Source organism: Pseudomonas sp. S150 (genome assembly GCF_004526365.1).
GTDB lineage: Bacteria > Pseudomonadota > Gammaproteobacteria > Pseudomonadales > Pseudomonadaceae > Aquipseudomonas > Aquipseudomonas putida_A.
Window position 1 is genome coordinate 5,563,952 of the sequence record NZ_CP038207.1, and the last position, 13,929, is coordinate 5,577,880.

Sequence of the window (13,929 nt, forward strand, 5' to 3'; positions counted from 1 at the left end):
ACACAGGAGCTTCAAGATGAATAACTCAAAAGATGCAAGGACGTTTGCTCGCGGTATTTTGACAGCCTACATCCCAGAGGACGTCAACTTCTCGACCGATAAACTAATCATAAGTACTCATAAAGAAACCCTAGCCCTGGAAGGAATCTACCGCCGTCCTGACCAACCGAATTTTTCAAGAAACGTCAGGGTTTTCCTGACAAAAAAAAACCAGAAGTATCCGGACAATGGCAGGCATGACTTTCCTGCAGAAAATATCAGAGTCGAATATGACGGAAATTTTAACGCCGATTTTTTTAGGACCATTCCGGGAGAAGGCGTTATTTTTCTCAACCTTGACCCTGTCACCCATCGCTACTCCTGTGCGATGGATATAAGTTTCACAAAAGAGGGCAGTGACGAAAGTTTTCCTGTTATTTGCTCATTTACCATGATCCATCAATAGTCTGCTGCTGATCAAAGTCAGCATTTTTGCATCGGCCGACGCTAAGTTGCCGGATTATCTGAAGGAGGGCATTACCGTGCACTTCGCCAAGCGCTTTGCGGATGTGGCGAAAGTGTTGTTCTGACAGTTATCCAGAGCCTGACACGCCGCCTTCGCGAGCAAGCCCGCTCCCACAGGGTTCTGTAGTGAACACAGCATTTGTGGTCACCACACAACTACTGTGGGAGCGGGCTTGCTCGCGAAGGCGTCTGTGGCAACACCACAGAACCGCCTCACCGTCACACTTTGTCTCATCTTCAGTTATGCTCGCCGTTCGTCGTCAACGCCGGAGCCACTGAGCCTATGTCCGCCACTCGCCTGTTTGTCCCTCTCGCCCTCTCTTTGCTGGCCGCCTGCGCCACGCAGCCAAAACAGAACGTGACCGTGGAAAACCAGAGCGAATGCCCCGTGCAGTTGACCAACGGACAAAACCTGATCGTGATGCTGCCGAGCAACCCGACCACGGGCTATCGCTGGGCAATTCAGGATTCCGCCGGCGGCGTGCTACATGCACTCAGCCCTGAGGTTTACAGCAGTCCGAAAGATTCCGGCATGGTCGGCGCGGGCGGTTTTTCCACCTGGCGCTTCCAGGCCTTTGCCACCGGCAACGGCCGCTTGCGCCTGACCTCGCAGCAGCCCTGGGAACCGGAAGTTGAACCGGCAGAAACCTTCGACTGCGCCATTTCGGTGAACTGATCGTGGGCTGGCTGATTCTGGCGCTGATGGGCGCGGTGACGTTTCTCTACGGTGTGAGCACGCATGCGGCGCTGCTCTGCCTGCTGGTCAAACCGTTACCGGTGCTGGCGCTGCTCGGCTGGCTGCACGATGCGCCACCCAGCGACTATCGACGCTGGATCAGTCTGGGGCTGATTTTCTCTGTGCTCGGTGACGTGTTGCTGGCGTGGCCGGGGGATTTGTTTGTGTTTGGTCTGGGTGCGTTTCTGGTTGCGCACCTGGCGTACCTCAAGGCTTACCTCAGCGATTGCAAGCGTTTGGCGCTTTTGCCGCTGGTGCTCGCGCTCGGCGTCGGCGCGGTGCTGCTGGGGATTTTGATTTCCAGTGGCCTCGGGCCGTTGCTAGTGCCAGTGGTCGTCTATGGCACCGCGATCAGCGCCATGCTCTGGCGCGCCCTCGCCCGCCTCGGCACCGATGTGCCCAAGCGATCGGCGCTGCTGGCGGCGGCGGGTGCGCTGGCGTTCGTGTTCTCCGACAGTGTGATCGGCATTGATCGCTTCGTATCGCCATTCCACGCCGCGCCGTACGTGATCATCCTCAGTTACTGGCTGGGGCAGTGGGGGATTGCCGCTTCGGCGTTTTCCGTGAAACACCGCTAACTTTGTAGTGAGGGGATTTATCCCCGATGGGCTGCGCAGCGGCCCTGAAACCGGTCAATCAGGTATGTCAGACAGACCGCAGGCACAGATCTTGGGGCTGCTTAGCAGCCCATCGGGGATAAATCCCCTCGCCACGTCGGACAACCCAAGCATCCCGACGCCACTTTGGCTAAAATGCCGGCCTTTTCATCAACACCGCCGGAACCGCCGTGAGCAAAGAACCCGATCGCATTTTCGCCCAGCCGATGGCCCAGGTGCCTGACTTCGCCTTCAACGAGGACGTGGTGCGGGTGTTCCCGGACATGATCAAGCGCTCGGTGCCGGGTTACCCGACCATCGTCGAAAACCTCGGCGTACTCGCGGCGCAATTCGCTCAACCGAACAGCGTTCTGTACGACCTCGGTGCTTCGCTCGGCGCCGTGACTCAAGCCTTGCGCCGTCACGTGCGCACCGACGGTTGCCGGGTGATCGCGGTGGATAACTCGGCGGCGATGGTCGAACGCTGCCGCGAGTACCTGAACGGTCAGGATTCGATGTTCCAGGAGCTGCTCCCGGTCGAAGTGATCGAAGGCGACATTCTCGCGCTCGAATTCAAACCTGCCTCGGTGGTAGCGCTGAACTTCACCCTGCAATTCATCGCCCCGGATCAGCGCACCGCGTTGCTCTCGCGTATCCGCCAGTCGCTACTGCCCGGCGGTGCGTTGATCTTGTCGGAAAAACTGCGTTTCAACGATGCGCAAGAGCACGCGCTGCTCACCGACCTGCACGTCGCGTTCAAACGCGCCAACGGCTACAGCGAACTGGAAATTGCCCAGAAGCGCAGCGCCATCGAAAACGTCATGAAGCCCGACAGCCTCGAAGAACACCGCGAACGCCTGTTGGCCGCCGGGTTCTCGAAAGTCGTGCCGTGGTTCCAGTGTCTTAACTTTGCCTCGTTGATTGCCTTGCCATGATTGATCTGTCCCCCCTCGCCCGCCGTCTGGCCGGCACCCCGCTGGCCGACTGGGCCAACACCCTGCAAGGGCAACTCGACAAGAAAATGGAGAAAGGTCACGGCGATCTGGAGCGCTGGCAGAGCGCGCTGGACGCATTGCCGAAACTCCAGCCGACTGAAGTCGATCTGCTCAACGGCCTGAAACTCGACACCGACTGCGACGACGAAACCCGCGCACAAATGCGCACCGCGCTGATGGGCCTTTCGCCGTGGCGCAAGGGGCCGTTCGACCTGTTCGGCGTACACGTCGACACCGAATGGCGCTCGGACTGGAAGTGGTCGCGGGTCGCCCCGCATCTGGACCTGAAGGGCAAACGCATCCTCGACGTCGGTTGCGGCAACGGCTATTACATGTGGCGCATGCTCGGCGCCGGTGCCGACAGCGTGATCGGCGTCGATCCGAACTGGCTGTTCTTCTGCCAGTTCCAGGCCGTGCAGCGTTATCTGTCCGAGCCGAATGCCTGGCACCTGCCGTTCCCGTTCGAAGACCTGCCGCCGAACCTTGAAGGCTTCGACACAGTGTTTTCGATGGGTGTGTTCTACCACCGACGTTCGCCGATCGAGCATTTGCTGGCGCTGAAGGATTGCCTGGTCAAGGGCGGCGAACTAGTGCTGGAAACGCTGGTGGTTGAAGGCGACAAGCATCAAGTGCTGGTGCCGGAAGATCGCTACGCGCAGATGCGCAACGTGTGGTTCCTGCCGTCGGTACCGGCGCTGGAATTGTGGCTGCGTCGGGCAGGTTTCACCGATGTGAAATGCGTGGACATCAGCACCACCACCGTTGAAGAACAACGCGGTACCGAGTGGATGAAGTATCAATCGTTGAGCGACTTTCTTGATCCCGAGGATCACAGCAAGACCATCGAAGGGCTGCCGGCGCCGATGCGCGCGGTGATTGTCGCGAAGAAGTAATCCAACCTTTCAAACACCGCGGTGAACTCCCCCCTCACCCCAGCCCTCTCCCCAAGGAGAGGGAGCCGATCTTGGGGCTCTTCGAAACCTGAGTTCGACTCGATAACTCAGGTCGGCGGATCTCGCCCATCCAACCCGGTCAGCCACCGCTCCCTCTGGGAGAGGAGGCCGATCTTGGGGTTCTTCGAAACTTGAGTTCGACTCGATAACTCAGGTCGGCGGATCTCGCCCATCCAACCCGGTCAGTCCCCTCTCCCTCTGGAAGAGGGTTAGGGTGAGGGGCTTTTTGCTCGGCGGGCGCGGAAGAACTCGGTCAGCACCGCCCCACACTCCTCCGCCAGCACCCCACCCTCATACAACACCCGGTGATTCAAAAAGCCCTGGGTAAAGAACTGTCCCTGACTCTGCACAACCCCGGCCTTCGGCTCCAGCGCGCCATACACCACCCGGGCAATGCGTGAATGCACGATCAGCCCGGCGCACATGCTGCACGGTTCCAGCGTCACGTACAGCGTGCTGCCGGGCAGGCGATAGTTGCTGACAGCTTGCGCAGCAGCGCGGATCGCGACCATTTCCGCGTGGGCACTCGGGTCGCTGGTGGTGATCGGGCAGTTGTAGCCACGCCCGATGATTTCACCGTCCTGCACCAGCACCGCGCCCACCGGCACTTCGCCGAGGGCTGCGCCTTGGGCAGCAAGCTCCAGCGCTTCACGCATGAAATCGCGGTCACGGCTGCGGTCGATGATCGCGGCGGGGCGAATCTGGCGCATCACTTCACCTCGATGGCGGCCATCAGGCCGGTTTCCATGTGGTCGATCACGTGGCAATGGAACATCCATACCCCCGGGTTATCCGCCACCAGCGCCACTTGCGCACGCTCGTTCTTGCCCAGCAGATAGGTGTCGGTGAAGTACGGCGTGATCTTGTGCCGGTTCGACGCAATCACCTTGAAGCTCATGCCGTGCAGGTGAATCGGGTGCTGATACTGAGTCATGTTCTTCAGTTCGAAGATGTAGCTCTGGCCCAGTTTCAGGCTGGCAATCGGCCGATCGGCGCAGGTCTTGTCCGTGATGTCCCAGGCCTTGCCGTTGATCTGCCACAGGCTCGGTGGCTTGCCGTTGTCGACATTCACCGACACCGAACCGACCCATTCGAAATTGAAGTTGAGTTTCTCGGCATTCGCCAGATCCGGCTCGGCCACCGGGTTGGCGGGCAAGGCTTTCGGCCACTCGGTCGGCGCATCGTTATTGGCCACCGAGCGCAAGGTTCCCAGTCGCACCGGGCCGTTGCGCAGCGACAACTCTTCTCCGGCCGGCGGCGCCTTGATCGCCAGGCAAATGCGCATGCCGGGGCCGAGCCAGTATTCCTTGCCCAGCGGCCGCGGCTCGATCGGGTTGCCGTCCAGCGCATAGATCTGCGCTTCGACGCCGGGGATGTTGATGCGATAGGTCAGGGTGTTGTCGAGGTTGAGCAAACGCACCCGGGTGATCTGCCCCGCCGGTAACTCGATCACCGGCGTTGGCACACCGTTGATGGTCGACAAGCGCCCCGCCGTACCGCCACGCGCCGCTTCACGGGGGATGCTGAACTCGACGAAATTGCCTTGCTCGTCGATGTGCCAGTTCTTCAGACTCAGGGTCTTTTCGTACTTGAAACCGGTCGGCTCGCGCTCTTCGACAATCAACGGCCCGACCAGCCCGCGCCCCAGCTCTTCGCTGCTGCTGACGTGCGGGTGATACCAGTAGCTGCCCGCGTCCGGCACGCGGAATTTGTAATCGAAGTATTCACCGGGCAGCACCGGCAATTGCGAGACGTACGGCACACCGTCCATCTCCAGCGGCAAACGGATGCCGTGCCAGTGAATGGTGGTCGCCACCGGCAGGTGGTTGATGAAACGCACCCGCAGCCACTCGCCCTGACGCACGCGCAATTCAGTGCCCGGCGCCGACGGGCCGAACGCCCAGGCCTCGGTCTTGTGCCCTGGCACCAATTCAACGTCCAGTGGCGCCGCGATCAGCTCGTAGTCGTGGCCCGCGTCAGCATCGGCCATCTTGCCCAGCCAGTAGCGCGACGCGCCTCCCGCTCCGACACCAACGACAACAAGACCGGCCAGGCCACCGAGGATTTGGCGACGGGTAAAGGACATGAACTCAACTACCTCACGTATCTGCGTCGGGCACCGGGCCCGCAAAAGGCAAATACGATACACCTGCAATTGCGAAACAGTAAGGGCAGCGCGGCGGATGGACGCAGTTGCGCCTCGCGCGTACACGATTTCAACTGCTCAGGTGACATAACTATGTAGTGCACATGCATCGAACAGCCGCGCCATCCTGTGCCACCCGTTACTCAAGGACAGAGAGCCCAAACACATGCCCAACCCGATGCCCAACGCCGCCGACAAGGCCGCGCTCAAGGCGATTGCCGCCACCGTCATCCAGACCTGCCCGAGCCTGCAGGACGCTGCTCGACAGGTCGCCAGCGACTTGTTGATCAAATACCAGGTCCACGGCCTCGACCCGGATCAGATGTATTTCCACCGCTTCGACGCCTCGCAAAGCAGTTCGAATGCCTTCACCGGCTGGGAGCACGTGCACGCCACGCCCACGTCAAGCATGACCCTGACCCAGTTGGTGATTCACCGCTTTCGCGTCGCCGATCAGGACAACGCCGACCTGCTCGATGTCTATGGCGGTTTCTATACTGCCGGTCCCGACGCCCGTACCTTCGATGAACGCAATGAAGTGCGCCTGCATAGCAACGATGTGCTCAAGGACTTCTGGAGCATCGACTTCAGCGCGCTGTACGACGCTCAACTGAACGCATTCTGGAACACCAGCGGCAGCGACTTTCGTACCCTGGCCAAGTGCAACTTCCTGATCAAAGCGCTACAGGCGCGGGACAAACGTCAGCTGAGTGGCGAGGATTTCCAGTTCGTCACGCAAGCGGCGATCGGCCCGCTGACGTGGCCAGTCAGCCTGCCAATGCTGCAGACCAGCCACCCTTGCCCGGACAGTGCGCGCACGCTGGACATTGCCGGTTACGCCGCTACCAACGTCCTGCGTTTCGTCATGCCCCAGGGTCGGCAGATCCTCTACCTGCCCGGCGACAGCGATGCCTTCCAGGTATTGGAAAGCAGCACCGACCTGCACTTCTGGATCCTGCAGCGGATGAACACGCCTGCGGCGCGCGAGACATTCCTTGCGCATTTCTCGCTGGCCGACCGGCAGCAGATCAACGCCAATCTTGGTGACCTGATGAATCGCCTGGTGGCTACGTGGGGCCGCTACGATCACTCGATGATCAATCAGGACAACCGCGCGGTCAGTGGCGACGCCTTCACCTGGCTGAGTGACTCGACCCGCACGGCGATGTTTGCCGAAGCCAGCCTGTCCCTGACCTCCAACGGTGACCTGCGCAAGAAGCTGTGGATCGGCTACCTCAGCGCCGGGGTCAAGGTGTTCGGGCCAATGGCGGTGGTCGGCTGGCCAGTCGCATTGCCGGTGATCGGCGCCAGCATTGCCAACATGGGGCTGAACATCGATCAGGCGGTCAATGGCAAAACCGCCGCCGAGCGCAAGGCCGGGATTGTCGGTGCGGTGCTCAGCGGCATCGACATGCTGTTCAACCTGCTGGCACTCAAGGGCCCGGGATCATTGGCCGAGGTCGGACCCGAGGTGGATGCCGCCGAAGCGGCGGAGATGAGCGACCTGACCGATAAAGGCGGGACGCCGATGGGTGGGCCTGAGCCGATTGCCACAACACTGATTGAAGACACCCCGCGACCGGTCATTCCGCCGAGCTGGCAAGCCAATGAGTTGCTCGACGGCGTTACGCCGGTGAGCGAACCCGGAAAATTCCAAGGCATTTATCTGCTCGATTCGAACCCGTCGACCGCCATCATGATGGACGACACCGCCTATTACGTCCGCTACGAAGCCGACATCAACGGCAGCGGACACTGGGCGGTCATCGATCCTGAGCACCCCCACGGTTTTACTCGCTCGATCCCGGTACGCCTGAACCCTGAGGGTGAATGGGAAGCCATGCCCCGCGCAGGACTCGCCGGCGGTGGCAAACCTTCGGCACTGGCCGGATCAAGCAGCCGCAGCCCGCTGACCGCCCTGCCCGCCTCGCAATACGACGTACCCGCACCGCTCAAGGCGCATCTGGAGGAAGGCGCGGCCGGGCTGAATGACGAGGCCTTGCGCGATTTCTACGACAGCCTGAACGAGTTCGATGCCTACCGCGACTTCAAGGTCATCCGCAAACGCCTGTATCACGATGCACTGGATTTTTTCAGCACGCTGCGCCTGCCCGTTCGTCCTCCGGTGCCCGCCCTGGCGGCAGACGCGACCGCCGAAGAAATTATCGAGAAAATCCTCGAACATGCCCGGGGCCTGGTGCTCGGCGAGAGCCACACGGCCATCGGCAGCAAGCAATGGCTGATCGAGAACATGCAATTGCTCGCCAGCAAACAGGTGAAGAGCCTGTACATGGAGCACCTGCTGACCGACTTCCATCAAGCCGCGCTGGATGAATTCTTCCGAACCGGCAACATGCCGCAAAAACTCGAGGCCTATCTCAAGGCACTCGACCTCGGCAACATGACCGATCCGCTGGAGCGCTACACATTCCTGGAATTGGTCAAGGAAGCCAGAAAGCAGGGGATCCATGTACAAGCCATCGATTGCATGGCGAGTTACCGACTCAACGGCATGGACTTGCCATTGGGCAACAACACCGCGCGGCAGAAAATGATGAATTACTTCGCGCGTCTGATGATCCGTGCCGATCAGTCCGCACGCGGCGCGCACAAATGGGTGGCGCTGATGGGCAACTCTCACTCCAACACTTTTGATGGGGTTGCCGGCGTCAGCGAACTGGAAGAGGCGATCGGCATTCGCGTCGAGGATGTCGCCGAAGGGACTTCACGGGGCATTGAAGTCGATCCCGGGAGAATCCTGCCCTTGGGCGGTACGGCGCACGATCGTTCCGCGCTGGTCAGAGGCGACTTGCGCCTGCAAATCGAAACACCCTGGACCGCGCACACGATGACCGAATTCGAAACCCTGCTGCCTCGCTACGGCATGTACTCCCTGAAGCAGCAACCCAACCTGACGTTCATTGTCCATCGCAGCCGCACCCGAGAACTGGTACGGACCGTCATCGACACAGACGGCAAGCACTTCTACATCGAACGCCCCGGCTGGCCTTCGGTGAGCGGTAAACGCTACCCGAGCATGAAAGCGCTGCTGCAAGCGCTGGACGATTTGGGCATGCAACTGGGTGGCTGGTCAAAACCGCTGTAACGCAAAAACAGAAAAGCCGTGTGAAACGGATTTCACACGGCTTTTCGGTTGCGGCGATCAAGCCTTTACGGCTTGCGCGGGATCACTCCCACTCAATGGTCGCCGGCGGCTTGCTCGACACGTCGTAAGTGACGCGCGAAATACCTTCGATTTCATTGATGATGCGGCCGGAGACGGTTTCCAGCAGTTCGTAAGGCAGGTGTGCCCAACGTGCGGTCATGAAGTCGATGGTTTCCACGGCACGCAGGGCCACGACCCAGGCGTAACGACGGCCGTCACCGACCACGCCAACCGATTTCACTGGCTGGAACACCACGAATGCCTGGCTGACTTTGTGGTACCAGTCGGCTTTGCGCAGTTCTTCGATGAAGATGTGGTCGGCGCGACGCAGCAGGTCGGCGTATTCCTTCTTCACTTCACCGAGGATACGCACGCCCAGACCCGGGCCCGGGAACGGGTGACGGTAGACCATGTCGTACGGCAGGCCCAGTTCCAGACCCAGACGACGGACTTCGTCCTTGAACAGTTCGCGCAGTGGCTCGACCAGTTTCAGGTTCATTTCTTCCGGCAGGCCGCCCACGTTGTGGTGCGACTTGATCACGTGGGCCTTGCCGCTTTTCGCGCCAGCCGACTCGATCACGTCCGGGTAGATGGTGCCTTGCGCCAGGTACTTGATGTTGTCCAGCTTGCAGGATTCGGCATCGAACACGTCGATGAAGGTACGGCCGATGATCTTGCGCTTCTTCTCTGGATCAGCTTCGCCGGCCAGGTTGTTCAGGAACTGGTCTTCCGCGTTGGCGCGGATCACCTTGACGCCCATGTTCTCGGCGAACATGGCCATCACTTGCTCGCCTTCGTGCAGACGCAGCAGGCCGTTGTCGACGAAGACGCAGGTCAGTTGATCGCCGATGGCTTTGTGCAGCAGCGCCGCAACCACCGAGGAGTCAACGCCGCCGGACAGACCCAGCAGCACGTTGTCGGTGCCGACCTGTGCGCGGATGTTGGCGATGGCGTCTTCAGCGATCTTCGACGGAGTCCACAGGGCTTCACAGCCGCAGATGTCGAGCACGAAGCGCGAGAGGATGCGGCCGCCCTGCTTGGTGTGGGTCACTTCCGGGTGGAACTGCACGCCGTAGTAAGCGCGTTCGTCATTGAACATGCCGGCGATCGGGCAGCTTGGGGTGCTGGCGAGGATGTGGAAGTCTTCCGGCATCTTGGTGACCTTGTCACCGTGGCTCATCCACACGTCGAGACCGAACAGGCCATCGGCGTCGATGTGGTCTTCGATGCCGTCGAGCAGGCGGCTCTTGCCGACTACGTCAACGCGGGCGTAACCGAACTCACGCAGCTCGGAACCTTCAACCTTGCCGCCCAGTTGCTCGGCCATGGTCTGCATGCCGTAGCAGATACCGAAGACCGGCACGCCCAGATCGAAGACTGCCTGTGGGCAGCGCGGGCTGTTGGCTTCGTGCACGGACTCGGGGCCGCCGGCGAGGATGACGCCTTTAGGTGCGAATTCGCGGATCGCCTCTTCGTCCATGTCGAACGGGTGCAGCTCGCAATACACACCGATCTCGCGCACGCGGCGGGCAATCAGTTGGGTGTATTGCGAACCGAAGTCGAGGATCAGGATGCGGTGAGCGTGAATGTCGAGGGCCATGATTCAGTCTCGTCTAAGTAATTCAGAAACAGTCGTGATTCAGAAACAACTCGGGGCTGAATAAAACAGCCCCGGTTGCTTAACGATTTGCTTGAAGCATCAACCTACGCGGTAGTTTGGCGCTTCTTTGGTGATCTGCACGTCGTGAACGTGGGATTCGGCCATACCGGCACCGGTGATCCGCACGAACTCAGGCTTGGTGCGCATTTCTTCGATGTTGGCGCTGCCGGTGTAACCCATCGAGGAACGCAGACCGCCCATCAACTGGTGGATGATCGCCGTCAGGGTGCCTTTGTACGGCACACGGCCTTCGATCCCTTCCGGAACCAGTTTCTCGGCGCCTGCCGAGGAGTCCTGGAAGTAACGGTCGGAAGAACCTTGCGCCTGAGACATGGCGCCCAGCGAACCCATACCGCGATAAGCCTTGTACGAACGGCCCTGGAACAGTTCGATCTCGCCCGGCGCTTCTTCAGTACCGGCGAACATCGAACCCATCATCACGCAGGACGCCCCAGCGACGATGGCCTTGGACAGGTCACCGGAGAACCGGATGCCGCCGTCGGCGATCAACGGTACGCCAGTGCCTTCAAGGGCAGCGGCGACGTTGGCGATGGCACTGATTTGCGGCACGCCGACACCGGCGACGATACGGGTGGTGCAGATCGAGCCAGGGCCGATACCGACCTTGACCGCATCGGCACCCGCTTCGGCCAGGGCCTTGGCGGCTGCGCCGGTGGCGATGTTGCCGCCGATCACCTGCACTTCAGGGAAATTCTCTTTGACCCAGCGAACGCGGTCGATCACACCCTTGGAGTGACCGTGTGCGGTGTCGACCACCACCACGTCCACACCGGCGTTGACCAGCGCGGCAACGCGGTCACCGGTGTCTTTACCGGTACCGACGGCAGCGCCAACGCGCAGACGACCTTGATCGTCCTTGCTGGCCAGCGGGTAGGCTTTGGCTTTTTCGATGTCTTTGACGGTCATCATGCCTTTGAGGGCAAACTTGTCGTCGACGATCAGGACTTTTTCCAGGCGGTGCTTGTGCAGCAACTCGCGGACTTCGTTCTTGTCGGCGCCTTCACGCACGGTGACCAGACGCTCTTTAGGCGTCATCACTTCACGTACGGTGGCTTCCAGACGGGTTTCGAAGCGGACGTCACGGGAGGTGACGATGCCGACCAGGTCGCCATCGTGCAGCACCGGAACGCCGGAAATGTTGTGCATGCGGGTCAGTTCGAACAGGTCACGCACCGTGGCATCAGCCTCGATGGTGATCGGATCTTTCACGACGCCGGCTTCGAACTTCTTGACCTTACGCACTTCGGCAGCTTGCTGCTCGATGGTCATGTTCTTGTGGATGATACCGATACCACCTTCCTGAGCCATGGCGATTGCCAGACGGGCTTCAGTAACGGTGTCCATGGCGGCAGAAACCAGAGGAATATTCAGCTCGATGCCACGGGTAAGGCGGGTCTTGAGACTGACTTCGTTAGGAAGCACCTCGGAATAACCAGGCACTAGGAGAATGTCGTCGAATGTCAGAGCTTCTTGGCTGATACGCAGCATCGCGGGGGCTCCCGAGCGGGAAAATGGAAGCGCGCCATTATAGTCAGACACCCCCTGCTGTTCAATGTAAAACTCAGCTTAATATCAATGTTGCTGATATACGGAGACCCCCGCTGCTACAGCTCCACCTTGACCCAAGAGACAGGTTGATCGAGCCAATCGGCGAACTCATCGATAAAGCTCTGCTTGAACCCGGCTTCCAGCCAGTTGTTGAAGATGAAGCCGAGGTTGGAAAACGCACATTCCTGCAAGAACAGAAAGCCGTTGATGTCGTCTTCATGCCCGCATTCCGGGCAGGTGAAGTTGTCGGTGCGGCCTGGAAACCAGTCTTCCAGGCTTTCGAACAGCGCTTCGCCGACTTCGCGGCGGCACTCGGCGCACCCGGCTTCTTCGAGAAAGCCCTTGGCCGGCGTGTAGATGCAGCGCTTGACGATGATCTCCAGGCCGTTGATCGGCTCACCGAAGGGCAGCGCCTCGGGGTGCAGCACCACCGCACGCGCGCCGTCGGCAATCGCATGGGCCATGCGATTGCCGGTGCGGCCGCAAGTGGTCAACTGTTCTTCGATGATGTTCTTGCGCACCAGCCAGCGCACGATCGCCCGCGCCCGGGGTTCGTGGACCGGCAGGGTGGAGATTTTCGGGACGATGATGCTTTGCGAATTCATGGAAAGTCCTGCGGTATGGCTTCTGACGCCTTCGCGGGCAAGCCCGCTCCCACAGGGATATGCATTCCAATGTGGGAGCGGGCTTGCCCGCGAAGGGGCCCTAAAGGCCGGCAGCTTAATCCCTGACGAAATCCGGTCAAGTGCTCACGCCATACTAATAATGTAGCGCCCGATCAACGCAATCCCGCTCGCCAGCACCAGCCAGGTCACCAATCGGACAAACGCCTCGCGCGACAAGCGCATCGTCAACCGCCGCCCGATCCACAGGCCCAGCACCATGGCCGGCAACAGACACAGCGCCAGCATCAACAAGGGTAGCTCGGCATACACCCCGGCGATGGCGAACAGGCTCAAACGTACCACCGTGCTGCAACTGATCAGCGCACTTTGCGTGGCCCGCGCCGCGTCCTTGGGCAGGCGGCTGTTGAGATAGATCGCATATAGAAAGCCGCCACTGCCAAACAGCGCGCCAAACAGCCCCGCCTACCGTGCCCATCGGTAGCGCCCATGCGGCAGACAACTGCGTCGGCCGGGTTTTCACCCACAGGCTGTAAACCGCATAAGTGCTGATGAATAACCCCATCAACAGCAACAACAGATCGGATTTGAGGTTAAGCAGGAAAATCACCCCCAACGTGCACCCCACCGCCATGCACGGCAGCAGCCGTAACAACTCAGGCTTCGCCACATCCCGGCGCGAGGGCAGCAGATTGCCGAACGCCGCGACGAAATCCAGCAGCACCAGCAGCGGCACGATTTTCGACAACGGCATGAACAGAATCAGAATCGGCCCCGCGACCAGTGCGGTACCGAACCCGGCAATCCCGAAGACGATATAGGCCAACGCGATTCCCAGGCCGATCACCACCCAGCCGCCCGCGCCCCACGTCCACTCGCTCAATAACCCCGCCACGCTCATCGGTTCGCTTCCTTTATAAGCCTGTGATGACTTTAGCCAGCACCAGGCCTTGCGACTAATATGATCAAAGTCGCTCACCC

At 60.3% G+C, this 13,929-nt stretch carries 11 protein-coding genes and 2 pseudogenes; 7 read left to right on the forward strand and 6 right to left on the reverse strand.

All coding sequences use genetic code 11. The features are described 5' to 3' along the window. Nucleotides 1-16 precede the first annotated feature (16 nt). The 6 genes and pseudogenes from E3Z29_RS25735 to cmoB all read left to right on the forward strand — a co-directional run bounded on the left by E3Z29_RS25735 (nucleotide 17) and on the right by cmoB (nucleotide 3,724). A complete protein-coding gene (locus tag E3Z29_RS25735; RefSeq protein ID WP_134787266.1) occupies nucleotides 17-445 on the forward strand; it encodes a hypothetical protein in 429 nt (142 codons plus the stop codon). A gap of 43 nt (nucleotides 446-488) precedes the next feature. Then, nucleotides 489-569, forward strand: a pseudogene (locus E3Z29_RS30050) (hypothetical protein); the annotation flags it as partial. A 218-nt stretch (nucleotides 570-787) separates the two neighbouring features. Next, on the forward strand, nucleotides 788-1,180 hold the full coding sequence (locus E3Z29_RS25740) for a protease inhibitor I42 family protein (protein ID WP_098965453.1): 393 nt from the start codon (nucleotides 788-790) through the stop codon (nucleotides 1,178-1,180). Nucleotides 1,181-1,182: 2 nt separating this feature from the next. After that, nucleotides 1,183-1,818: a lysoplasmalogenase gene (locus E3Z29_RS25745; protein ID WP_177408920.1), complete on the forward strand. Its 636-nt coding sequence runs from the start codon at nucleotides 1,183-1,185 to the stop codon at nucleotides 1,816-1,818. A 245-nt stretch (nucleotides 1,819-2,063) separates the two neighbouring features. Continuing rightward, on the forward strand, nucleotides 2,064-2,771 hold the full coding sequence (gene cmoA / locus E3Z29_RS25750) for a carboxy-S-adenosyl-L-methionine synthase CmoA (RefSeq protein ID WP_256662091.1): 708 nt from the start codon (nucleotides 2,064-2,066) through the stop codon (nucleotides 2,769-2,771). Continuing rightward, entirely contained in the window at nucleotides 2,768-3,724 is a 957-nt protein-coding gene (gene cmoB / locus E3Z29_RS25755) for a tRNA 5-methoxyuridine(34)/uridine 5-oxyacetic acid(34) synthase CmoB (RefSeq protein WP_134787267.1), read from the forward strand. The genes cmoA and cmoB overlap by 4 nt, the downstream gene beginning before the upstream one ends. A gap of 269 nt (nucleotides 3,725-3,993) precedes the next feature. Here cmoB and tadA read toward each other — a convergent pair whose 3' ends face one another. Both tadA and E3Z29_RS25765 read right to left on the reverse strand, forming a co-directional pair. Further along, nucleotides 3,994-4,494 (reverse strand): tRNA adenosine(34) deaminase TadA, encoded by a 501-nt coding sequence (gene tadA / locus E3Z29_RS25760; RefSeq protein ID WP_134787268.1) that lies wholly within the window; start codon nucleotides 4,492-4,494, stop codon nucleotides 3,994-3,996. After that, a complete protein-coding gene (locus E3Z29_RS25765) occupies nucleotides 4,494-5,870 on the reverse strand; it encodes a multicopper oxidase family protein (RefSeq protein WP_095136913.1) in 1,377 nt (458 codons plus the stop codon). The genes tadA and E3Z29_RS25765 overlap by 1 nt, the downstream gene beginning before the upstream one ends. 226 nt (nucleotides 5,871-6,096) lie before the next feature. Here E3Z29_RS25765 and E3Z29_RS25770 point away from each other — a divergent pair, with 226 nt between their 5' ends. Continuing rightward, nucleotides 6,097-9,036: a membrane-targeted effector domain-containing toxin gene (locus E3Z29_RS25770; protein WP_134787269.1), complete on the forward strand. Its 2,940-nt coding sequence runs from the start codon at nucleotides 6,097-6,099 to the stop codon at nucleotides 9,034-9,036. A gap of 82 nt (nucleotides 9,037-9,118) precedes the next feature. Here the strand turns inward: E3Z29_RS25770 and guaA are convergent, their stop codons facing one another. From guaA to E3Z29_RS25795, 4 genes and pseudogenes are all read right to left on the reverse strand, one after another. Next, the gene (gene guaA / locus E3Z29_RS25775; RefSeq protein ID WP_027612122.1) at nucleotides 9,119-10,696 is read right to left on the reverse strand and encodes a glutamine-hydrolyzing GMP synthase; all 1,578 of its coding nucleotides are present in this window, start codon (nucleotides 10,694-10,696) and stop codon (nucleotides 9,119-9,121) included. Nucleotides 10,697-10,795: 99 nt separating this feature from the next. Continuing rightward, the gene (gene guaB / locus E3Z29_RS25780) at nucleotides 10,796-12,265 is read right to left on the reverse strand and encodes an IMP dehydrogenase (RefSeq protein ID WP_027612123.1); all 1,470 of its coding nucleotides are present in this window, start codon (nucleotides 12,263-12,265) and stop codon (nucleotides 10,796-10,798) included. A gap of 116 nt (nucleotides 12,266-12,381) precedes the next feature. Continuing rightward, nucleotides 12,382-12,930, reverse strand: a complete 549-nt coding sequence (locus E3Z29_RS25785) for a hypothetical protein (RefSeq protein WP_027612124.1) — start codon at nucleotides 12,928-12,930, stop codon at nucleotides 12,382-12,384. 144 nt (nucleotides 12,931-13,074) lie between these two features. After that, nucleotides 13,075-13,849 (reverse strand): annotated as a pseudogene (locus tag E3Z29_RS25795) (sulfite exporter TauE/SafE family protein). Between the last annotated feature and the right edge of the window lie 80 nt (nucleotides 13,850-13,929).

What these genes read in the sequence shown, in the direction of transcription:
- E3Z29_RS25735 (WP_134787266.1), top strand. Translation starts at nt 17, where the DNA reads ATGAATAACTCAAAAGATGCAAGGACGTTTGCTCGCGGTATTTTGACA.
- E3Z29_RS25740 (WP_098965453.1), top strand. Translation starts at nt 788, where the DNA reads ATGTCCGCCACTCGCCTGTTTGTCCCTCTCGCCCTCTCTTTGCTGGCC.
- cmoA (WP_256662091.1), top strand. Translation starts at nt 2,064, where the DNA reads ATGGCCCAGGTGCCTGACTTCGCCTTCAACGAGGACGTGGTGCGGGTG.
- cmoB (WP_134787267.1), top strand. Translation starts at nt 2,768, where the DNA reads ATGATTGATCTGTCCCCCCTCGCCCGCCGTCTGGCCGGCACCCCGCTG.
- tadA (WP_134787268.1), bottom strand. Translation starts at nt 4,494, where the DNA reads ATGCGCCAGATTCGCCCCGCCGCGATCATCGACCGCAGCCGTGACCGC.
- E3Z29_RS25765 (WP_095136913.1), bottom strand. Translation starts at nt 5,870, where the DNA reads ATGTCCTTTACCCGTCGCCAAATCCTCGGTGGCCTGGCCGGTCTTGTT.
- E3Z29_RS25770 (WP_134787269.1), top strand. Translation starts at nt 6,097, where the DNA reads ATGCCCAACCCGATGCCCAACGCCGCCGACAAGGCCGCGCTCAAGGCG.
- guaA (WP_027612122.1), bottom strand. Translation starts at nt 10,696, where the DNA reads ATGGCCCTCGACATTCACGCTCACCGCATCCTGATCCTCGACTTCGGT.
- guaB (WP_027612123.1), bottom strand. Translation starts at nt 12,265, where the DNA reads ATGCTGCGTATCAGCCAAGAAGCTCTGACATTCGACGACATTCTCCTA.
- E3Z29_RS25785 (WP_027612124.1), bottom strand. Translation starts at nt 12,930, where the DNA reads ATGAATTCGCAAAGCATCATCGTCCCGAAAATCTCCACCCTGCCGGTC.